The following is a 21,943-nucleotide window of genomic DNA, read 5'->3' as shown; positions in this document are numbered from 1 at the left end:
TAATCACTAATCCTTAATCCTTATCCCTTATCCCAACGGATTTTCCCCCTGGTCTCCGTCGTTTCCGCCGCTATTTCCGCCGCCGCCATTTCCGCCGTCGTCCACGTTGTATGCCGAAGCCTCCTTCATCTGTCCGTCCAGGTTGATTTTGGCATTGCTCAGGTCGCCCGTGGCGCGTGCGCGGAGCTTCAGCCTTTCACGTTGTTGGCCAGCGAGAACTCGGCGGCAGACTGCGCCCCCTTCTTGCTGACAATCCCTACGGAGAAGATGGCGAGGTCGTCCAGCTTCACGTTCTTGCCGTCCAGAATCAGTTCCTTGATGCAGGCCACCATGTCGGCCAGTACCCCTTTGATGACACCTGCGGAGTAGGGGGTGTTGTGATTGGCCATGTGGCGGGCGAGTTTTTCAATTTCGAAGGTCTCTTCGATTACCGGGCGTGCATACCAGAGGCCTTTCAGCGGGCTTTTTTCGCCTTCATTTGATACTTTTTGTAACGAATCATAAATAATTAAAAATTAAAAGTTAAAAATTAAACATTAAGTGGGTTCTTGGGTGAACCTTACGTTGCAAAGATAAGGCACCGGGAAAGGCAGTTGGTCTGTTTCGGAAGGTTCGGGTACATTTCGGTCGGTTTCAGTCGGTTATTTCTGTTTGCAGAGGTGTAAATGTCATAATTTATAGCTATATTTGAAGGAAAAATCAATATGAATGCAGATATGAATCCTTTTGTAATCCGTACCTACGGGCGTACCGAACTTGCCCAGATTTATTGTCCCAATCTTTGCCCGGAAGCCGCGTTCCGCAAGCTGAAACATTGGATTGACCTTTGTCCCGGCCTGCGCGACGGACTGTCCGACCTGGGCGTCTCCTCCCGTTCCCGTTCCTATACGCCTGCCCAGGTAAGGCTGATTGTAGAGCTGCTGGGCGAGCCTTAAACCTCTATGCGGCTGTCATAAACCTCTATACGGCTGTCGTAAACCTCTATACTTTTACCTTTCCACTTTCCACTAAATTCGGTTCATTGGTACAGTGGGTACAGTGGCCTTCCGGCCTCACACACACACGCGCGCGTAGAAAGAGGTGGAAAGTGGAAAATTCCACCTTCACTTTCAATCCGGTTTCCTGTATCTTCCCTTCTCCTTCGTACTTTCCAGCAGTCCCCTTTTCTTCATGCGCTTCAGCCAGGTGTTGGCGGTTTCGGGCTTGATGCCTATCTCTTGGGCTTTTTCCAGGAATTCGTGGCGGGTGAAGGTGGATGCCATGCTGTTCAGCAGGGCGTCGCGTTCGGCATTCCTGCTGCTGGTCGTTTCTATCCGGGGCAGGAAGGAGAAGATGTGGATGATGTGGCAGTAGAGGCTTTCGGCAAGCGACAGCACGGTGTGGAAGTCGTCGGCGGTGATGGCGAGGTCCCACCGGGTGACGATGTTGTCCTTCAGGTTGTCGGTGGGGGTGTCGGGGGCGGGCGACACGTTTGTCGGGGCGGCTGTTTCTCCCTGCTCCAGCATCCGGAGCATGGCCACCACTTCCATGATGCGGCAGATGTTGATGGCGAGGCGTGCCACGCTGCTTGCCATCTCGTTGCCGTTGGTCAGTCCGGAGCGGGCGAAGAGCGCCTTGAAAGTTTGGTTGAACTCCTCCTTCTGGCTGCCGGTGAGGCGCAGGGTGAAGAGTCCGCCCATGACGATGGTCTTCTGCTTCTCTTTCCATTCCGTGCCCCACTGGGTGAAGGCCTTTTCGAGGTCGTTGTCGTTGCGGTCGAACTGGTCCTGCCATTGGTGTATGGCGGGCATGTAGTAGAAGACTTGCCGGGAGAAGAGCCCGTTTTCGGCAGAGGGTATCAGCGGTTTCACCTGGGCGGGAGTGCCGGACAGGAGGACGGCGAGGTACGACTTCTTCACTTCGCGGTATTCGTGGTCGGTGCGGCGGTTGTAGGAGAGGCGGTCGTGGTCGAAGGCCTTTCGCATGGTGTCGCTCCAGTGCCCGTAGTCCGAGCCTATGGCGGTGGAGATGGTATCGGCCTCGCTTTCGCATATCAGTCCGGTGCCGTCGGAGTCCATCAGGTTCTGCAGGATGCCCGTTCCCGTGTTGTTTCCCGAGATGAGGAACATCCGGTTGGGCGGTGGCACGGGCATTTCCTCCTTTGCGCGGTCCTTGCCCAGGGCATCATACCGGGCCTTTTCACGTCGGTAGGCTTCCATGCCTTTGTCCACCTGGCGGCGTATGTCGTCGTGGATGGGCTCTACCAGCAGCCTTACCAGCGACAGTACCCCCTTGCCTGCCACGGGCAGGCCCACCACGAAGGATTGCAGGCAGGGCGAAATCATTTTTCCGCCGTAGGAGCAGCGCACGTGGCTTCCCATGCTGGCACCCAGCACGGTGACGGCGCCCAGCAGGAGCACGTCGCACTGGGCACGCGAGGTGCCGCACGCCATGATGCGTTCCAGCAGGAGGGGCCAGCGGCGATGCGGGTCGAAGGTGGGCAGGGGTGTCAGCGGGTCGCTGCCATCGGGGGATTCTCCCTCTTCTTCCCCTTCGTTGTTTCCTCGCGCGTGCGCGTGTGTGTGTGAGGCAGGAGAGGCCCCTGTACCACTGTCCCAACTGTACCCATGGGCGGCTGCACTTCCACGCCGCAGAGCCGGGCGAGGTGGAAGGCTGTGCCAGGTGTATGCCGTCTCTGCCGCTCTTCAGCGCGTTGCCGAAGAGCTTGTCGGCCGCCTGCCGGTCGTACTTTGGCGAGGGGCTGCACAGGGTGTGGAAGTCCGCGCGTCCCGCTTCGCCGCAGTCGTTGGCCACAGCAAAGGCCAGTTGCATGTACTCTTGATAGGTGGGAGCTATGTCGGCTCCCGCACCTCTGACGGCTTCGGCCAGCAGGTGCAATGATTCCATTGTTTCCATTTGTTTTATATTTTAAATTGTATTCCTCATCAGCGCCCCCTCGTCGTGGCAGAGGAAGCACGCCCTTACGATGTCCTTGCCCGATGTGTCCACTCCTTTTCCGGACCGGAGGCGCCGGTGTCGTACATGCAGTGCACGTAGTCCATGGCCCAGCTTACGGCGTCCCGGGCACTCTGCCCCGCAGCGCAGGGCACGAAGGCTTTCACGCCCCGTCCGGTGGGGCTGACAAACACCAGCGCGGGTTTCAGGTAAGGGTCGTCGAAGAGTTGCTGCCGCAGCGTTTCTGTCTCTTCGGCAGATTCCAGGTGGTCGATGTCCACCACCACCAGGCCCGACGTCTCCGTCAGGCAGTCGCTCCGCCTGCGGCTGAAGATGCCGCAGGGTGTCACGTAGGGCAGAGTCTGCTGCTTCATGAGGCGGCAGGCGTCGCCGTCGTCGTGCAGGGCGGCCTGGCGTATGTCGTTCGTCAGGGCGGCCAGCCGTTCGTTGGCGGTGATGAGTTGGTACACTTCCGGTAAGTCCACCGTCCGTAGCGGGACGAGGGAGGCGGCTTTTTCCACCTTTCCGGTCTTTTTGTCCTTTATCGGCGAGATAGGGGGCATGAATAGCGACATCTTAGAAATGTTTTTCATAACTTTGCATTTTTTTTTGTCAGCTCAAGTTTTGCATGCTGCTCGTGCTTGGGCTTTTTTTCTTGATTTTGGACGAAGTTAGGCAGTTTTTTCCAGTAAGCATTTTCCACATGTGGATAATTTGTTAAGCTTCGTTATGATAATTCTAACATTTAATAACATATAAACAGTAAAACAGTATGGACGAAAAAAAAGCATACAAGTATTTAGGAGAGTTAGTCGAAAAGGAGCGTAAGGAAGAAGGTATTTCCGTAAAGCAGTTGGCAAAGGAAGTCCATATAACTCCCTCTACGTATGAGAAACTAAAAAAAGGGATAAAATCGCGTTCGCTACCATTCTGAATCTGATGGAGCGGTTATTGAGGGACATGACGGATAAGGAAGCCCGGGAGACTGCCCACGAGTGGGTCGACTTTCTGCTCGACCGATATCTGCCGGGCAGGCGCACCTGTCTTTTCGACCATCTTCTGGACCATCTTTCCGACCGTCTTTTTGATTGAAATATTTTGTAGGGTCGGAAATATGCCTTATCTTTGCCTCCATCAAGACAGATAATTTTTGATGATTATCAGTTTTTTTTAGATTCTTTGCCCACCATTAAAGGAGTGCGTAAGGTCTATCGGCAAGAGGAGCGCAAAGCTTGCCATATTTCGTATAAGGCGTTCGTAAGTGATTGGTATTCATGTTCTTATATGGATGCCAAAGCCCAATGGAATGCACTTGCTTGAAAAAATCGCCCTAATCATGGCATCATTTACCGATAAAACAGAAAGATATGGAACAGCTTCGGAAACTGCCTGTCGGCATACAAACCTTTAGGAAAATCCGGGAGGAGGGCTATGTGTACGTGGATAAGACGGCGCTGGTTTATCAAATCGCCTCTACCTCTACTCCCTATTTCCTGAGCCGCCCGCGCCGCTTCGGCAAGAGCCTGCTCATTTCCACCTTCGAAGCCTACTTCGAGGGACGGAAGGAGCTGTTCAAAGGGCTGGCCATCGAGAAACTGGAGACGGAATGGGAGCAATATCCCGTGCTGCACCTCGACTTGAATGCCGAAAAATACACCAATAAGGAGGCGTTGGAGCAAATGCTTTCCCGCTACCTCTCTCTTTGGGAAGAACGTTACGGCAAGAATGCGTCGGAGGCTTCGCTCTCTTCCCGTTTTGAAGGCATCATCCGGCGTGCTTACGAACAGACCGGCAAGGGAGTCGTGGTCTTGATTGACGAATACGACAAGCCCCTGCTCCAGGCCATCCTCGACGAAGAGCTGCTGGAGGAGTACCGCCGCACCTTGAAAGCCTTCTACGGTGTGCTGAAAAGTGCCGACCGCTACCTTCGCTTCGTCTTCCTGACGGGTGTCACCAAGTTTGCGCAAGTCAGCGTGTTCAGCGACCTGAACCAGCTGCAAGACATCAGCTCCTGGCCCGAATACACCTCCTTGTGCGGCATTACGAAAGAGGAACTGGTAAATACGCTTTCCCCGGAGATAGCGCTGCTGGGGGAGGCCAACGGAATGGATTTTGAAACCGCCCTGGAGGGGATGACCCGCTTGTACGACGGCTATCACTTTTACCCGTATTGCCCCGGCATCTTCAATCCTTTCAGCGTGCTGAATGCCTGCAAGGCGAAAATATTGGATAACTTCTGGTTCCAGACGGGCACGCCCACTTACCTGGTGGATTTGCTCAAGCAGAGCGACTACGACCTGCGCCTGCTGGTGAACGGGGTGGAAGTGACCTCTTCCGCCTTTTCGGAATACCGTGCGGAGGCCAACAACCCGCTGCCCATGATTTACCAGAGTGGCTATCTCACCATCAAGGGCTACGACAAGGAATTCCGGCTCTATACGCTTCAGTTTCCCAACGACGAGGTCCGTTACGGTTCTTGAACTTCCTGGTGCCGTTCTACACGAAGGTCACCGATGACGAGACCGGATTTCATATTACCCGTTTCATACGCGAGCTTCGTGCGGGTGATGTGTCTGCCTTCATGGAACGCCTGAAAGTGTTCTTCGCAGGTATGCCCTACGAGTTGAGCGACGATACCGAGCGCCACTACCAGGCCATCTTCTATGTGGTGTTTGCCCTGATGGGGCAGTTCGTGGAGGTGGAAGTGCGCAGTGCCCGCGGTCGTGCCGATGCCGTGGTGAAGACGAAAGACATCGTTTATGTGTTCGAGTTCAAGCTGAACGGCACAGCCGAGGATGCCTTGAAGCAGATAGATGAGAAAGGCTACCTCATTCCCTATACGCTGGACGGGAAACGCCTGGTAAAGGTGGGCGTGGACTTCAGCAAGGAGAAGAGGAATGTGGACAGGTTTGTGGTGGAGGAGAATGCAGGAGGTGAAAAGGATAGTGGAAGAAAGAAAACTTAAAAAACAATTTGTAGCGAATAATGAGTAGCCATTCGACACTATGTATAGTTACCACTTTTTTAAATGTCTGTACTTCCAATCTGGAAATTAATGTCAGACGTATACACAACTATTTAAACGAGGGTATGAAGTGCCCATTTTAAAAATCATATCCCGCTATTACAAATCTTTATTGAATGCACAAGAAGCTGTTTCTTTAGTAGATAGGGCTTATATTTATGATAATTCGGTAGAAAATCAATTACCACGGCTGTTATTTCGTACTGTGGACGGGACAATTTTTAAGCAATACACAAAGGATATTCCCGAGTGAGCGGAGATTTTAATTGAAAGGTAATGATGAACAGACACATTTCATGATTGATTTAAACTCTAATAATAAAAGAATAGCCAAAAATACATTATTGCTCTATTTCCGTATGCTGGTTCAGATGGTAGTCGGCCTCTATACCAGCCGCGTAGTATTGAGTACGCTGGGTGTGGAAAATTTTGGTATCTACAATGTAGTTGGAGGGGTAGTTACCATTTTTGCTTTCTTGAATAATTCCATGTCTTTATCAGTACAAAGATACTTATCCTTTGATATGGGAAGCAAAAATGAAAAACGTTTAAAAAAAATATTTAATATCGCTATTTATACCCATTTAGTAATTGCTTTTATAGTATTGATATTGGGTGAAACGATAGGGTTATGGTTTGTGGAAAATCATTTAAATCTTCCGTTGGAGCGGATGGATGCAGCATTTTGGGTATATCAATTTTCTGTATTTACTTGTTTAATTTCTATAGTGCAAGTACCATATAATGCCGTGATAATATCCAACGAACGTATGGGGATTTATGCGTACGTCAGCATCATAGAAGTTATTCTGCGCTTGGTGATTGTATATTTACTCTATATTGGAGATTACGATAAACTCATTCTTTATGCAATTCTAACTTTTGTCGTTTCTGTTCTGGTAGCTTCTTTTTATGTTTTTTATTGTAGAAAAAAAATTTAGTGAAGCTTGCATTTCCTGCGTATGGGATGGAGTATTGTTTAAGGAACTTCTTTCTTTTGCAGGGTGGAGTTCTTTAGGGGAAATAGCTTGGACTTGTGTGCAACAAGGTGTAAATATTGTATTGAATATCTTTTTTGGTCCAATTGTCAATACGGCAAGAGCAATAGCCTTACAAGTCAATACGGCAATTACTCGTTTTGTTTCAAACTTTCAGGTAGCTGTCAATCCGCAAATTATCAAACAATACGCAGCAGATGACAATGCTGGTATGACTAACCTATTATTTCGTAGTACATGTATTTCATACTACATGATGTTGTTTCTATCATTACCCATTTTATTTGAAACTCGGCAAGTGTTACTTTTATGGTTAGGGGAAGTGCCTGATTATACCGTTTCATTTTGTAGACTAATGATTATAAATTCATTGATAGATATGCTTTCCAATCTATTGACAACCGCTGTTAAGGCGTATGGAAAAATACGGAAATATCAATTGATAGTTTCCTTTTTGTTGATGCTGAATCTCCCTGCTTCTTATATGTGCTTTTCTTTAGGTGCTACACCAGAGGCTTCTCTCTACGTATATGGAGTCATTTCTGTAGTTCTGTTGTTGGTTCGCCTATATCTTTTAAACCAAATGATAGGATTATCTTTGAATTCCTTCTTCCGAAAAGTGCTTGTGGATGTCTTCATGGTCACTGTTCTTGCATTGATTGTTCCATGTATCTATTATATGTTATCTTCTGAGAACTTATTTCGGCTGGTAATAATCACATTATTGTCACTTTCATCTGTTGGTACAGCTGTTTATTTGGTTGGTTTGAAGGAAGGTGAACGACTATACTTTCGTAATTTTATAGCTCGCAAAATCAATCTTCATGGGAAATAAAAGAGTCGCTATTGTTACTTGGATTAAATATCCAAACTTTGGAACTTTTCTTCAAGCCTATGCTTTGCAACAGGTTATTTCAGATTTGGGCTATGAAGTTTACATTTTAGATGATTCCCTAATTCTGGAAGAATCAAAAAAAAATGCGAAAGAAAAAAATATTGTTTTTCGTTTGTTATTTGCATTGAAATTCCGATTTGCTTATTTGCTGCAATATAGTAGAAATAAAAAATATTTCAATTTATGTCGCAAAGGATTAAAGTTGTATGATAGTTTTCTAAAAACTCATTTAAGAGTAGATAAAAATACTCTCCCTTTGGCAAATTTGGATAATAGATATGATATATTTGTTTGTGGGAGTGACCAAATATGGTTTCCATCATTGTCTATATTTTCTCCTTACTATTATTTGTCTTTTACGTCTAAAAAGAAAGTAGCTTATGCTCCCAGCATTGGTGTGACTAAATATCCTGAGGCTTTTATTCCTATGGTTAAGCCACTATTGGATAGATTAGATGCTTTATCTGTTCGAGAAAAAAAAGGTGCAGATGTTTTAAAAGCTTTTTTACATCGTGAAGTGGAAGACGTTCTTGATCCGACATTGTTGCTTTCCGCTGATATTTGGAGTAAATTACTTGTGCCTTACCGTCTTTTTACTGGAGAATATGTCTTTTGTTACTTTTTGAGTTACAATGAGGATTACATGCAATATGTTCGTGAATTCGCTTCTCGGAGAAAACTTCCCATTGTAGTATTTGCATTAGAGAATCGGAATTGGAGCTTTGGTGATGAAATGATAGCTGGAGGGCCGCAAGAGTTTTTGACTGCCATTCGCGATGCTTCATTTGTTTTCACAGATTCCTTTCATGGAACAATATTTTCTTTGCATTTTAAGAAAAAAAATTTGTGTTTTTAAGAGGTTTGAAGATAATGATTCCAATAACCAAAATTCTCGTATTATCAATTTATTGAAATTGGTAAATCTGGAGGACTATTTTATAGGGAAATCAGACTTGTGGCGAATAGAAACCCTTTCTTTAATTGATTATAAAGCTGTTCATGCTGCTATACAACAAGAAAGAGATAAGTCTATAACTTATTTGAAAAATTCTTTAGCAAACTGATTATGATAGAAATTTGTGAATTATCTAAATGTACGGGTTGCTCTGCTTGTTTAAATATATGCGGTAAAAATGCAGTTTCCATGCAAGCGGATGATTTGGGCTTTAAGCACCCCATTATTGACTCTTCGTTGTGTATAGATTGCGGATTATGTGCGAAGATATGTCCGATAAATAATTCTCCCATATCTTCCTATCCTTTAGAAGCTTATGCGGTGCAGAGTGCGCAGTTAGATGATTTAATGAGTAGTACTTCCGGTGGTGCAGCTTCCGTTTTTTCTCAATATGTATTGCAACAAGGAGGAGTGGTTTATGGTTGCACTGGTGAAAGAGCAAGCCATGTGCGTCATATAAGAGTTACTTCGTTGGCAGATTTGCATAAATTGAAAGGGTCTAAGTATGTACAGAGCGACATGGGATTTCTATTCAGGCAAGTGAAACAAGATATTGAAACGGGGATGCTTGTATTGTTTATAGGAACTCCATGTCAAGTTGCTGGCTTAAAAAAGTTCTTGCGGAAAGATTACGAAAGATTGCTAACAGTAGATTTAGTATGTCATGGAGTACCGTCCCAGCAATTATTGGATGATGATTTGCAATATTTAGGCAAAGGTTCTGAAGATGCCCAAATACTTTTTAGAAAAAAAGGAATTAAAGAAAAAGATTTAAAATTTGGAGTCTATTTAAGCAAAGACAATAAATCTCTCTGTGCTTCTGATTATCCCCAAGATTACTATATAATGGGATTTATGCAGGGACTTTTCTTTAGAGAAAGTTGTTATTCATGTCAATGGTCGTCATCCCTTAGATGTTCAGATATTACAATCGCTGATTTCTGGGGGATAGGAGAATTGCAATCTTCAACTATAAAACGGGGATGTGGTGTTTCAGCCGCATTATTGATTACTCCCAAAGGACAACATTTCTTTGAGAAATGCCGACATTTGCTTTTAGTAGAAAAAAGAAGTATTGAAGAAGCTATTTCTGGGAATGGTCAATTACAATTTCCTTCTTTGCGTCATCCGTTGTATAGTCATTTCCGAGAATTATATAGAAAAAAAGGATTTGTATATAGCTGCCGACAATGTTTGCGAGATGATTACAAGCGCTTGCGTAAGGAACGCATTAAGGTTATGATTATGTCAATTCCTTATTTTAAAGTATGTTATTTAAATATTAAAAAATTTGTAACTCGTGGCAATAAGCTTCGATAAATATTGCTTATTTATTAATTTTAATTTGTACTATTTACTCAATTAAAGTAATTATATCATGAAAAAAATAATGCTTGTTTTTGGAACTCGTCCCGAAGCCATAAAAATGGCACCTTTAGTAAAAGAGTTCCAAAAAAATATGAAAGATTTTCAGACTATAGTATGTGTTACAGGGCAACACCGTGAAATGTTGGATCAGGTGTTGCAACTGTTTGAAATAAAGCCTGACTACGATTTAAACATCATGAAGCAAGGGCAAGATTTGTATGATGTTACTTCCCGTGTGTTGTTGGGCATGCGTGATGTGTTGAAAGAGGTAAAGCCGGATATTGTTTTGGTACACGGCGACACTACCACTTCCACCTCAGCAGCTTTAGCTGCGTTCTACCAACAGATACCTGTGGGGCATGTGGAAGCCGGATTACGTACACACAATATCTATAGCCCTTGGCCGGAGGAGATGAATCGTTTAATAACGGGACGCATTGCCACTTATCATTTTTCTCCCACAGCATTGAGTCGTCAAAATTTGTTAGATGAGGGTGTACAGGAAACATCCATATCAGTAACAGGCAATACGGTGATTGATGCTCTTTACATGGTAGTGGAGAAGATAAAGAAAGACACAGCCTTAGATGCTTCTTTGAAAAGTGTATTGATGTCTGCCGGATATGATGTAAATAGGTTGAACGGTGGAAAGAAGCTTATATTAATAACAGGGCATCGCCGTGAAAACTTTGGAGATGGCTTTATCTCCATGTGCCAAGCAATAAAGGCGTTGACGGAAAAATACCCGGAAGTGGATTTTGTGTACCCCATGCACCTTAATCCCAATGTACGCAAGCCTATTCATGAGGTATTTGGCGAAAATTTGTCGAATTTGGGAAATATGTTCTTTATTGAACCGTTAGAATACCTCTCTTTTGTTTATCTGATGGAAAAGTCAACTGTAGTGCTGACTGATAGCGGTGGTATTCAAGAGGAGGCTCCCGGACTTGGAAAACCGGTATTGGTGATGCGTGATACAACTGAACGTCCCGAGGCTTTGGAGGCTGGTACTGTTAAGCTGGTGGGAACGAGTTATGATAAGATCGTTTCAGAGCTTTCGGCCTTACTTGATAATAAAGACTATTATGAAAAGATGAGCAAGGCTGTCAATCCTTATGGAGACGGAATGGCATGCCAACGCATTGTTGATACATTGAAATAGCGTTCGTTTATGATACCTAAAAAGATACATTATTGCTGGTTTGGGCGTGGAAAGATGCCGGAATTGGCATTGAAGTGCATTGCTTCATGGAAGAAATTCCTTCCTGAGTATGAAATAAAAGAATGGAATGAAGATAACTTCGATTTGGATGCCTATCCTTATGTACGAGAGGCTTATGATAACCGTAAGTTTGCTTTTGTAACAGATGTGGTTCGGCTTTATGCACTCTATCATGAAGGAGGTGTTTATATGGATACTGATGTGGAGGTATTGAAACCGTTAGATGTTTTTTTGAGACACGATGCTGTGTCGGGATTTGAGTCTGAGACTCAAATCCCGACAGGCCTAATGGCCAGTCGGGAGGGGCATGCGCTGTTCAAAGAGTTGTTGGATGATTATAACGGTCGTCACTTTGTTTTGCCTGATGGCAGTTTAGATTGTACTACTAACGTAGTTCGCATAACAAACATTTGCATGAAGTATGGTCTTGTACCAAATAATCAGTTGCAAACAGTAGCTGGTTTTACTCTTTTCCCTAAAGACTATTTTTGTCCTAAATCCTATAGCGATGGGAATATTTATTTGACAGAGAATACCGTGACGATTCATCACTTTGCAGGAAGTTGGATTTCTAAATCGGATATTTTGAAAGTAAAAGTTTATAAATTCATAAGTGAAAATAGTTTTATTAATAGACTTTATAATTGTACTTATAGAAAATGGAAAGAGTTAAAGAAAAGGAGTTGAATTCTATTTCTATTATAAGATGAGTTTTTTTTTGCTTTAATGCGATAATTATAGTGGATAAATTTTTTTAACGCTTCATTATTAATATAGATGATAAATATTTCTATTATAATACCCATATATAAAGTTGAGAAATGGATAAAGCGATGTTTGTTATCCGTATGTAATCAAACTTACGCAAACATAGAATGTATTATTGTGAATGATGCAACTCCTGATAAGTCAATGGATATTGTTGAATCTATTTTGAAGGGTTATGTGGGTCCTATTAGATTTAAGATAATAGCTCATGAAAAAAATCAAGGGTTATCGGCTGCGAGGAATAGTGGAATAGAAGTGGCTACAGGAGATTATTTATTTTTCTTAGATAGTGATGATGAATTGTATTCTCCTGATGATATGGAAATTTTGAATGTATATATTGAAAAATATGGAGAAGCTGATTTCTTTATTGGAGACTACGAACCTATAGGATTTAGGACTCATTTGGCATTCCCTCATATTGATAAATTTTGTGGGAAGGATGTCTTTTTCAGCTATATCCAAGGAGCATGGCCTGTAGTGGCTTGGGCAAAATTTGTAAAACGTTCTTTTTTCATAGATAAAAAACTATTTTTTGAAAAAGGATTACTGCACGAAGATGTCTTATTTTCGTTTCGATTAGCATATTTTGCTACTTACATGGTTGTTATTCCAAAGAAAATATATAGATATTATAATCGTGATAATTCAATAATGTCTTGTAAACGTTATAAAAATTACTTGGATAATTTATATGCAATCTCAGAAAATTATAAGTTATGTGTAAATATGCAAGAACATCGTTCTGTGTTGGATAAGTATTTTGTATCAACACTATTTTGTTTTTTATTATCTGTATATAATAATAAAATATTGTCATGTAGAGAAAAAGAACAATTGCATGATCAAGCTAAGTCTTCCATTAAAAAATGGAATATTGATTTTTTTTCTATGAAAGGTAAAATGAAGATAGAATACATGCTATTAAATTCTAATTATTATTTTGCTTTAGTTGCTTTCTCAATACTAAGATATAAATTATTATGAAAATAGTTATTGTTGGTTCTTGTGCTTATGATTCTTTAGAGTATAATCTGAAGGAAGCTTTTTGCCACAATGGGCATGAATGCCAAATTTTCGACATTTATGATTCATGGTATTATAATTGTCCTAAGCTAAAAGTGATAACAAGAACATTGAATAATTTGGGAAGGAGATACGTTGAAAGTTATGATGAAAGAGTTTTTACTCATTTAACTCGTCGTGTACTTTGTTTCAGGCCAGATTTAGTTATTGGGGTTTATCGTTTTATACATCCAAGTTTTGTGAAAAAGATAAAGCAAAATGGAATAAAAATTGTGCATATAAATCCTGATGCTCTTACAACATTTGAACTGCAACAGCTGTTTGTAGAACCTTATAATATTTATTTCACAAAAGATCCTTATATCTTTCGTTTTATGAAGGATAATATGAAACTCAATACAAAGCTTTATTGTGAGGCCTTTAATACGAGAATACATATAAAACCATCTATAAATAAAGAGGATGCTGAACAAAAATGGAATATAGATGTATTGTCATTTGGAAATTTATACCCTTATAGAAATAGAATGTTAGCTTGTTTGAAGGATGCTGGAATTTCTTTATCATTATATGGTTCTAAATGTCGCCATTTTCTTCCCGAATTAGAAAGTGTCTTTCAGAATAAATATATAGTAGGAGCAGAGAAAAGTGAAATACTCTATGGTGCAAAAATTGTTTTTAATAATTTGCACTATGCCGAGATTGAATCTGTTAATAATAAATTTTTTGAGATAAATGGTTCAGGAGCTTTTCAGCTTTGTGATTATAGACCTATATTAAAAGAACTTCTTCCATTAGACCCAGAATTAGTATCATATAAGAATATAGATGAAGCTATTGAAAAAATTCAATATTATTTGGCTCATCCTAAAGAAAGGTATGATATTTCAGAATGTATTTGTCGGCATTTTCATAACAAATATAGTTATGATCAGTTGATATATTATATATTATCATCATTATGATGTATCAATTGACTTTCTTGTTTTTTGGGGGACTTCTATTTTTTGTTATAATAGTAAGTTAGGAAAGGGGAATGTGCTCAACATATTTTTCTTTATAGCTTTCTGTTGGCTTGTCTTTCATGATGGTTTTCGTTGGGGAATTGGAACAGATTGGGAAAATTATAGATTGTTTTTTGATAGATGTTTACTGATGAATAGCGAATCGTATGATTTGGGATATGTAGCTTTAAATCAGATTATTCGTAATATTACGGATAATTATACCGTTTTTTTGGTTGTACTTGCTATAATTCAATATTCATTCTTTTTTGTTGTAATACGGAAATATTCAGTTAATCCAATTCTTACTTTATTTCTTTTTTATTGTATGATGTTGCCATCGTTAGGAATGAATCGGCAATTTCTTGCAATGGCTATTTGCTTATTTTCTGTTCGCTTTGTATTTAGTAAACAATTCTTTTATTTTGCAATTTGTATTATTTTTGCTGCTTTATTTCATAAAAGTGCGTTCTTGTTTATTGTTTCTTATTTTTTGAATAATAAATTTAGTGATAAAATTTATGTACTTTTATTGTTGGCTTCAATAGTAGTAGCTATTACAGGAATAGTAAATCAAATTCCTCTATCGCTTTTTCTTATATTTGGGGAATCTTCTTTTGAACGGATTAGTGAATATGCTGATAATCCAGAAAAAGGTAGTATTTTGTTTACTATTTTGGCTTTAACAAAACGACTAATTTGGCTGTTTTTCTTATTTTTGTATAAGAGGAAATTTAATGTTGATTCTGTTTTCTATTATTTCTTTAATATCTATTTTATAGCTACTATATTGTATGTGGCTTTAAACAATTCAATGTTACAAATAATAGTGGGAAGAGGGCTTATTTATTTCTATATCGGAGAAATATTTTTGATTCCTTATATCTTATATCTGTTTAAGAAAAATATTACAGTCTATATTATTATGGGTATAATAGGTCTATATAGTTATATAAATATAGAAAAAGGATTTAATTATTATAAAGAATCAATGGGGGTCGATATATTTCGACCATACAATAGTGTTTTAAATGATGATACATATATTCCAAGATGAAAATAACTTATTTTATAAGAAATCGTAAGGCAGGATATAGCTTATATAAGCAGTCCATGCAATTGATAACTGAAGTATCGAAATGTTGTGATGTTGAAGTTTGGGAGTTGCCAGAGTATAGAGCCTACCCTTGGCATATGATGAAAAATATACTTTTTGTCTATAAACATCGGAATAGAAAAGGTATTAATCATTTGACTGGAGATGTTCATTATTGCATTTTGTCACTAATTGGCTGTATTTCAATTTTGACTGTTCACGATTTGAGTGTTTTAGATTTACCGACTAATAGATTAAAAAAATAATCAATTATTTTTTGGGTATTTCTGCCATTTAGATTATGTACTCGCATTGTATGTATTTCTAACTATACAAAAAAACAAGTTCAAATGAAAATAAAGAGAGAGGATATAGAAGTTATTTATGATTCTCTCTCTTCTACATGGAGTTATAGTCCCAAAGATTTTAGGTTGCAGTCTCCTATTATTTTATTTATTGGAACAGCAAAACATAAGAATTTGGAAAGAACGATTAAAGCTCTGGAAGGACTTGATTGTAGCTTACGTATAATCGGAAATATAGATTCTTATATGGTGAAACAAATAGAAAATAGTGGTGTAAAATATTCAAATGCGAAACAATTGTCTGATGACGAAGTGTATAATGAATATAAAAAGTGTGATATTGTTTGTTTCCCTTCTTGCTATGAAGGTTTTGGTATGCCTATAATAGAGGGAAATGCTGTTGGACGATGTGTTTTGACTTCTGATATAGAGCCAATGACAGAAATTGCTGGCGATGCGGCATGTTTAGTAAATCCTTATTCTGTTGAATCAATAAAAGATGGAATTAATAAAATTGTCACAGATTGTAGCTATAGGAAGAATTTGATTGAAAATGGACTACAGAATATTTTAAAATATTCTGTTCAAATTATGGGAAAACAATATATGAAATTGTATAAAGAAATAAAATGATAATAGTTGAAGCTTCTCATATTAATAATGGTGGTAGTTTTGTACTACTAAAATATCTTTTAAAGGAACTTGAAAGACGACAAGTTTGTTCTGTTGTTTATGTGAAATATGAACATGTTTATAAAGATTTGCTGGTTTATCCTTTTCATTATGTTAAAATAGAAAAGACATCAACATTGCTCACTTTGTTTAGATATGCAGAAAGGCGAACTAATGTTCTTTTCTTTTGTTCTCTTCCACCATTTGTGTATTGTGAAAATAGTTATGTTTATTTTCATAGTGAATATTATTCTTGTAAGCCGAAACTATGTAATACAGACAAGAGTACTTATGAAAAGATAAAGTCATACATATACTATTTTTGGATAAATTCTTTTAAAAAAAATGTTAATAGTTTTTTTTGCCAGACATCATTAGTGGAAAATAATTTGAAGCAAACATATTCGTTGGAACCTATTATTCTTCCTTTTTATAGTTTGCCTATTGTTCCCGAGAATGAACAGTTTTGTAAGGAGTATGATTTCTTCTATCCTGCGATAGGAACAAAACATAAAAATCATATACTCTTGTTTAAAGCATTTGAAAAACTTTTATCTCGTAAAAAAGCGGTCTTAGCTGTGACTATTTCAGATAGATTTTGTCATCTTTTTCCATATATAGATAAAGTAAATGCAAAATACCCTCACTCAATAATAAATTTAGGATATTGTAATGAAGAGCAAATAGGAATAGCATATATGAAATCTAAGGCTCTTATATTTCCTTCAACAATGGAATCTTTTGGATTACCACTAATAGAAGCGCTCTCTATGGGATTAAAAGTTATTACGTCAGATTTTGACTATTCATACAAGGTAATCTCTGATCCTATTGTATTTAATCCCTATAATTGGGGGGATATTGCCGCTGTTATGGAAAATTTCATAGTTGGAGTATATAAGGATGTAAATCAAAAGGTCTTAGTGGAAAATAAGATAGGGTTATTGATAAATTTGCTAAATAAGTAGAACATTATGCGTATTCTTATAATAATAACTCGTTCAGATTTGGGAGGTGCACAGTCTGTTGTGGTTAATCTTGCTAATTTTTTAGCAAAAAATCAAAATGTTATTGTTGCTGCCGGAAATGGAGATGGCAAGATGTGGCAGATGCTTTCTTCTTCTGTAACGAAAGAATATATTCCCACGCTTCAGAGAGAACTTTCACTGTTGAAAGATATTCAAACTACCAGAGTCTTTAAAACACTTTTTCAGAAGTATCAACCGGATATTGTTCATTTGCATTCATCTAAAGTTGGTATTTTAGGACGATTTTCCTTTCCTAAAAGTAAGACAGTTTATACTGTTCATGGATTTGACTCTATTAGAATAGCCTATCGAAAATTTCTTCCTTTAGAGAGAATACTTCAAAGGAAGTGTAGTGCTATTGTGGGGGTCAGTGAATATGATAGAATTAATTTGTTGAATGAAGGTGTTATAAATAATGTGGAAACGGTTTATAATGGTATTGAAATGCCTTCAATACTACAAGAGAATCCTTTTGGGAAATTGCATGCTTTTAAGAAAAAAATACTTTGTGTCGCTCGCTTATCTCCTCAGAAAAATGTAGATATATTTCTTGATGTAGCATCCATGTTACCTGAATATGCTTTTATTTGGATTGGTAATCAGTATGAGTTTTGTGAACCGCATTCTAAAAATGTTTTTTTTATGGGAAGTCTACCTAATGCAGGAGCTTATAATGAATATGCCGATTTGTTTATGCTTTCCAGTAATTATGAAGGACTTCCGATGACTATTATTGAAGCGATGGCTTTCGGAAAGCCTGTGGTAGCATCAAATGTTGGAGGAATAAATGAGATTGTTGTGGATGGTGAGAACGGCTATACGGTAGAGAATAATGCAGAGGCTTTCGTGGAAAAAATCTCATATATATTGGAACAAAAAGAAGTGTATGATAAGTTTTCAAAAGCGGCTTTGATACGTTTTCGGGAAGATTTGACTGTAGAGAAAATGGTGGACGGGTATATGAAAATTTATGGTAGGATTGTGCTTGAAAACAAGAAAAGAAAATGAGAATAAGTTTGCTGAGTAGGGATAGGGATAAGTAAGATTAATATGTTGGTAATAAATTCTCTGATTTCATTATTTAGGGGCATACAGAATCTTCTTTTTAATCCTTATGCCAAATATAGCCATTACTTATCTCTTGGGGGAGGAAAATCTAATCGTTTTGTGCAAGAGTGTAGTAGTGAGGGTGAAAGATGTAGTATGTTGATTGTGACAATAGCTTATAATGAAGAAACTTTAATTAGAAAGCAGATTGAATTGATTAAAACTCATATAAAGGATAGTGAATATTGTCATATTGTAGTAGATAATTCTCCTTGTAGTACAAAAAGAAGACTCATAAAACAAGTATGTAGGGAAAAAGGTATTGAGTATATTCCAGTGCCAAAATATATTGATAAGTTGATTGCTACCCGTTTATTTTGGTATGGTCTTTCACACGGAGCTGCATTGAATTGGATGTTCTATAATGTTTTACAGGTTCGCAAACCAGCTCGTTTTGCTTTACTTGATCATGATATTCTCCCTATAGTGGATTGTAATTTGACAGAGACATTGGGCAATAGAGATTTTTATGGCGTGAAGCGAGATAGAGGAGATGGCTGGTATCTATGGCCGGGATATAGTATTTTTAATTTTGATGTTCTAAGTAAGATTAAACCTAATTTTTTGCCGATGAGAACTAAGAGGGCTTTTTTAGATGCAGGAGGGGCGAATTATCCGATTTTATATAAAAATTATGATATAAACGAGGTTGATTTTGCTGTTGATAAAACCTATAGAATAACAGTGACAGAAAGAATAGAGGATGTTTATCATGGGGATTGTATACAGAGAGTGGATATTGCTTGGCTTCACATTATTAATGGCTCTAATTATGCTCATGTGAAAGGTAAAGAAGGTGCTGTTATAGATATAATCGAAAATATCGGTAGATTCCAACAGATGTATCAAGAACATAATGAATTGTATTTGAAAGCGCAAATAGATAATTGATTAGTAGGTAATTATATTTTTATGAAACTTTTATTCACGGGGGCATCCGGGTTCTTGGGCAATAATGTACGTCCTCTTTTGGAAGAGGTGTATGAAGTTGTAACTGTTGGGCTATCGGAACAGGATGACTATAATATAAATATAGCTAAAGAAGTTCCGCAATTGCGTGAACAGTATGATGTAGTGCTACACGCCGCAGGCAAGGCGCACTCCGTGCCTAAGACTGAAGCGGAAAAAAAAGTGTTTTTTGACGTGAACCTGCAAGGTACAAAGAATCTTTGTGCAGCATTGGAGAAAGCGGGAATGCCTACAGCTTTCATTTTTATCTCTACCGTAGCTGTTTACGGTTGTGATTATGGAGAAAACATCACAGAGGAGCATCCTTTAGAAGGAGTTACTCCTTATGCCATGAGTAAGCGACTGGCGGAGGAATATTTGCAGAAGTGGTGTGATGAACATCATGTGAAATTAGGCATTATTCGTCCTTCCTTGATTGCGGGGCCTAATCCTCCGGGTAATTTGGGAGCCATGATTTCCGGTCTGCGTACCGGGCGATACCTGAGCATCGGTGGAGGAAAGGCGCGTAAAAGCGTGCTGATGGTGCAGGACATTGCCCAACTGGTTCCGCTGTTGGCTGAAAAGGGAGGTGTTTATAACGTATGTGACAGCAATCAGCCTACTTTTCATGAGTTGGAAAACTTGATTTGCCAGCAAATGGGGAAACGGCTGCCTTTTTCAATTCCATATTGGTTTGCCAAGAGCATGGCTTTGGTAGGAGATTGTTTGGGAAAGAAAGCTCCCATCAATTCATTAAAACTGAAAAAAATAACACAATCGCTGACTTTCAGCAACGAAAAGGCGATACGTGAGTTGGGATGGAAACCGATGGATGTATTGGAAAATTTTAGAATAAAATAAAGGTCGTATGAAGTGGATTATATTTGCTCTAATAGGTGTGACACTTCTTGTTTTTGCCGGTATTCAACTGTGGTTTTATTGGATAAACAAACAAGAATGAACCGATGGAAGAAATGAAAAGGAAAAAAGTTTTTGTGAGCGGCTGTTATGACATGCTGCACAGCGGGCACGTGGCATTCTTTAAAGAGGCTTCTTCGTATGGCGACCTTTACGTGGGCATTGGGTCGGATGAAACCATCCTCCACTACAAGGGACGCAAAACGGTGTATAGTGAACAGGAACGGCTTTATATGGTGAAGGCCATACGCTACGTGACCGATGCTTACATAAATGCGGGCAGCGGGATAATGGATTTTGTGGAAACGCTCGAAATGGTGAAACCGGATGTGTTTGTGGTGAACCATGATGGTGCCAACTCGGAGAAGGAGGCGCTTTGCAAGAAGCTGGGCATAGAGTATGTGGTGCTGGACCGCAAGCCGGACGAAGGACTGAAAGCACGGTCTACAACTTCTCTGCGGAAAGAGGGCTCGATGCTGCCCACTCGCTTGGACTTGGCAGGAACCTGGATTGACCAGCCATACGTGTCGGAATTTGCTCCCGGATGGGCTTTGACCATATCGCTTGAACCGACTTTTGATATACAGGAGCGTGGAGGATTATCGACATCTACACGCAATATGATGAAGAAAATTTGGCCGGTGCAATTGCCGGATGGTGACCCGGAAACGTTGGCTAAATTGGCTTTCTGTTTTGAGAACGACCCGATAAAGCGGCAGCAAGGGGGACATATCAGCGGAGCGCAGGATGCACTGGGCATCTGTATGCCGGGACTGTGCCGGCAATATTACAACCGTAGCTTTTGGCCGGAGAAGTTGGAGTCGTGTCATGACAGAGAAATTCTTGATTGGCTGGAAAGCCATCTTTGCCTGATATTTATGTTCTCTCGTCGGTCGAATGTTTCGGTTACGGCAAATTCGGCTTTTGAGCGAAATAGAAAGGGGGAGCTTACTTATGCGGAAGTGGGCCGGATGGTAACGGACTTGACCCGGGCTGCCGATGATTGCTGGAAGGCTATACTCGATAAGAATCTTGCTGCCTTTGCCTCCGCTTATCGTGATTCTTTCCATGCGCAAGTGGCGCTCTTCCCTGCCATGATGCAACCCGGTGTGCAAGATTGCATCGACCGCTATGCGGCAGACGGGCAGGTGATGGCTTGGAAGATGGCGGGTGCCGGAGGAGGCGGTTACTTGATTTTAGTGGTTAATGACCGTGAGGCTTTTTGCGCGAATCATCCCGAGGCGATTTGCCCGGTTATCCGCAGAAGGGATTATTGAGAAAACAGAGATTGGAAATTGGTACCACTTCGGATGAAAAATGGCAGGTGATGGAAGATTACTCTTGCTGCAGCGCGTATTGCCCAAGGTTTCCAAGACAAATTCTGAAGAAGCAGATTGATGAGTAATTAGTAGGATATTCTAAAATAATAAAGTTTTTTTTGTAGAAAAATAAGAGCAATGAGTAAGGTTAAGCCGTATAAAGAAACGAAGGAAGAATCGCAAATGGTTAATGAGCCTATGGTGGCTTATATAGGCAACAAAGTGGTGGCTGATATTGTTATGGGGGAACGTGCTGATATTGGAATTGCTATTTCCGGCGAAGAACTGTTGGACAGACTTCGTCCTCGTATAAAGGCTTTATTCAAATGAAAGTACTATTTGCACCCGAAGTTGA

Annotated in this window: 19 protein-coding genes and 4 pseudogenes; 20 read left to right on the top strand and 3 right to left on the bottom strand. The window is 40.2% G+C overall.

Features of this window, described 5'->3' with window-relative positions:
- Positions 1–27: 27 nt before the first annotated feature.
- Positions 28–502: pseudogene (locus JCM16496_RS02855) on the bottom strand (HU family DNA-binding protein).
- A 214-nt stretch (positions 503–716) separates the two neighbouring features.
- Here JCM16496_RS02855 and JCM16496_RS02850 point away from each other — a divergent pair.
- Entirely contained in the window at positions 717–935 is a 219-nt protein-coding gene (locus JCM16496_RS02850; RefSeq protein ID WP_025832198.1) for a DUF4248 domain-containing protein, read from the top strand.
- 174 nt (positions 936–1,109) lie between these two features.
- Here JCM16496_RS02850 and JCM16496_RS02845 read toward each other — a convergent pair.
- Positions 1,110–2,895: pseudogene (locus tag JCM16496_RS02845) on the bottom strand (DUF3987 domain-containing protein).
- A 12-nt stretch (positions 2,896–2,907) separates the two neighbouring features.
- Positions 2,908–3,527 (bottom strand): annotated as a pseudogene (locus JCM16496_RS02840) (BT4734/BF3469 family protein).
- A gap of 179 nt (positions 3,528–3,706) precedes the next feature.
- On the opposite strand from JCM16496_RS02840, the gene JCM16496_RS21305 reads away from it, so the two are divergent.
- The 19 genes and pseudogenes from JCM16496_RS21305 to JCM16496_RS02745 all read left to right on the top strand — a co-directional run bounded on the left by JCM16496_RS21305 (position 3,707) and on the right by JCM16496_RS02745 (position 21,918).
- The gene (locus tag JCM16496_RS21305) at positions 3,707–3,868 is read left to right on the top strand and encodes a helix-turn-helix domain-containing protein (protein ID WP_128809408.1); all 162 of its coding nucleotides are present in this window, start codon (positions 3,707–3,709) and stop codon (positions 3,866–3,868) included.
- Between the two features lie 5 nt (positions 3,869–3,873).
- A complete protein-coding gene (locus JCM16496_RS22615; protein ID WP_159102431.1) occupies positions 3,874–4,026 on the top strand; it encodes a hypothetical protein in 153 nt (50 codons plus the stop codon).
- A 275-nt stretch (positions 4,027–4,301) separates the two neighbouring features.
- A pseudogene (locus tag JCM16496_RS02820) lies at positions 4,302–5,899 on the top strand (ATP-binding protein).
- Positions 5,900–6,255: 356 nt separating this feature from the next.
- Complete coding sequence (locus JCM16496_RS21295; protein ID WP_128809407.1) at positions 6,256–6,900, top strand: MATE family efflux transporter; 645 nt, start codon at positions 6,256–6,258, stop codon at positions 6,898–6,900.
- The gene (locus JCM16496_RS21290; RefSeq protein ID WP_128809406.1) at positions 6,872–7,792 is read left to right on the top strand and encodes a polysaccharide biosynthesis protein; all 921 of its coding nucleotides are present in this window, start codon (positions 6,872–6,874) and stop codon (positions 7,790–7,792) included. The genes JCM16496_RS21295 and JCM16496_RS21290 overlap by 29 nt, the downstream gene beginning before the upstream one ends.
- A complete protein-coding gene (locus tag JCM16496_RS02810; protein WP_025832196.1) occupies positions 7,782–8,708 on the top strand; it encodes a polysaccharide pyruvyl transferase family protein in 927 nt (308 codons plus the stop codon). Before JCM16496_RS21290 ends, JCM16496_RS02810 begins: the two co-directional genes overlap by 11 nt.
- Positions 8,709–8,918: 210 nt before the next feature.
- Positions 8,919–10,127 carry a Coenzyme F420 hydrogenase/dehydrogenase, beta subunit C-terminal domain gene (locus JCM16496_RS02805; protein ID WP_128809405.1) on the top strand — a complete coding sequence of 403 codons (1,209 nt, stop codon included), beginning with the start codon at positions 8,919–8,921 and terminating at the stop codon, positions 10,125–10,127.
- Positions 10,128–10,185: 58 nt separating this feature from the next.
- Positions 10,186–11,337 carry a non-hydrolyzing UDP-N-acetylglucosamine 2-epimerase gene (gene wecB / locus JCM16496_RS02800; RefSeq protein ID WP_025832192.1) on the top strand — a complete coding sequence of 384 codons (1,152 nt, stop codon included), beginning with the start codon at positions 10,186–10,188 and terminating at the stop codon, positions 11,335–11,337.
- Positions 11,338–11,346: 9 nt separating this feature from the next.
- Entirely contained in the window at positions 11,347–12,084 is a 738-nt protein-coding gene (locus tag JCM16496_RS02795; RefSeq protein ID WP_025832190.1) for a glycosyltransferase family 32 protein, read from the top strand.
- Positions 12,085–12,174: 90 nt separating this feature from the next.
- Positions 12,175–13,152: a glycosyltransferase family 2 protein gene (locus tag JCM16496_RS02790; protein ID WP_128809404.1), complete on the top strand. Its 978-nt coding sequence runs from the start codon at positions 12,175–12,177 to the stop codon at positions 13,150–13,152.
- A complete protein-coding gene (locus tag JCM16496_RS02785) occupies positions 13,149–14,156 on the top strand; it encodes a CgeB family protein (protein WP_025832188.1) in 1,008 nt (335 codons plus the stop codon). The genes JCM16496_RS02790 and JCM16496_RS02785 overlap by 4 nt, the downstream gene beginning before the upstream one ends.
- Positions 14,157–14,229: 73 nt before the next feature.
- Entirely contained in the window at positions 14,230–15,252 is a 1,023-nt protein-coding gene (locus tag JCM16496_RS02780) for an EpsG family protein (protein WP_159102430.1), read from the top strand.
- A 389-nt stretch (positions 15,253–15,641) separates the two neighbouring features.
- Entirely contained in the window at positions 15,642–16,229 is a 588-nt protein-coding gene (locus JCM16496_RS21280) for a glycosyltransferase (protein WP_128809401.1), read from the top strand.
- Positions 16,226–17,236 (top strand): glycosyltransferase, encoded by a 1,011-nt coding sequence (locus JCM16496_RS02770; RefSeq protein WP_025832184.1) that lies wholly within the window; start codon positions 16,226–16,228, stop codon positions 17,234–17,236. Before JCM16496_RS21280 ends, JCM16496_RS02770 begins: the two co-directional genes overlap by 4 nt.
- A 6-nt stretch (positions 17,237–17,242) precedes the next feature.
- Complete coding sequence (locus JCM16496_RS02765; protein ID WP_025832182.1) at positions 17,243–18,304, top strand: glycosyltransferase; 1,062 nt, start codon at positions 17,243–17,245, stop codon at positions 18,302–18,304.
- A gap of 42 nt (positions 18,305–18,346) precedes the next feature.
- Positions 18,347–19,294 carry a hypothetical protein gene (locus tag JCM16496_RS02760; RefSeq protein WP_128809400.1) on the top strand — a complete coding sequence of 316 codons (948 nt, stop codon included), beginning with the start codon at positions 18,347–18,349 and terminating at the stop codon, positions 19,292–19,294.
- A 21-nt stretch (positions 19,295–19,315) separates the two neighbouring features.
- The gene (locus tag JCM16496_RS02755) at positions 19,316–20,212 is read left to right on the top strand and encodes an NAD-dependent epimerase/dehydratase family protein (RefSeq protein WP_025832178.1); all 897 of its coding nucleotides are present in this window, start codon (positions 19,316–19,318) and stop codon (positions 20,210–20,212) included.
- Between the two features lie 113 nt (positions 20,213–20,325).
- The gene (locus JCM16496_RS02750) at positions 20,326–21,546 is read left to right on the top strand and encodes an FAD synthase family protein (RefSeq protein ID WP_025832176.1); all 1,221 of its coding nucleotides are present in this window, start codon (positions 20,326–20,328) and stop codon (positions 21,544–21,546) included.
- Positions 21,547–21,726: 180 nt separating this feature from the next.
- Positions 21,727–21,918, top strand: coding sequence for a hypothetical protein (locus tag JCM16496_RS02745; protein ID WP_025832174.1), 192 nt, complete (start codon positions 21,727–21,729; stop codon positions 21,916–21,918).
- The last annotated feature ends 25 nt before the right edge of the window (positions 21,919–21,943 follow it).

It is taken from the genome of Bacteroides rodentium JCM 16496, assembly GCF_000614125.1.
Taxonomy (GTDB): Bacteria; Bacteroidota; Bacteroidia; order Bacteroidales; family Bacteroidaceae; genus Bacteroides; species Bacteroides rodentium.
The sequence above is the reverse complement of the archived record's forward strand: the minus strand, read 5'-3'. Positions and strand labels throughout refer to the sequence as shown.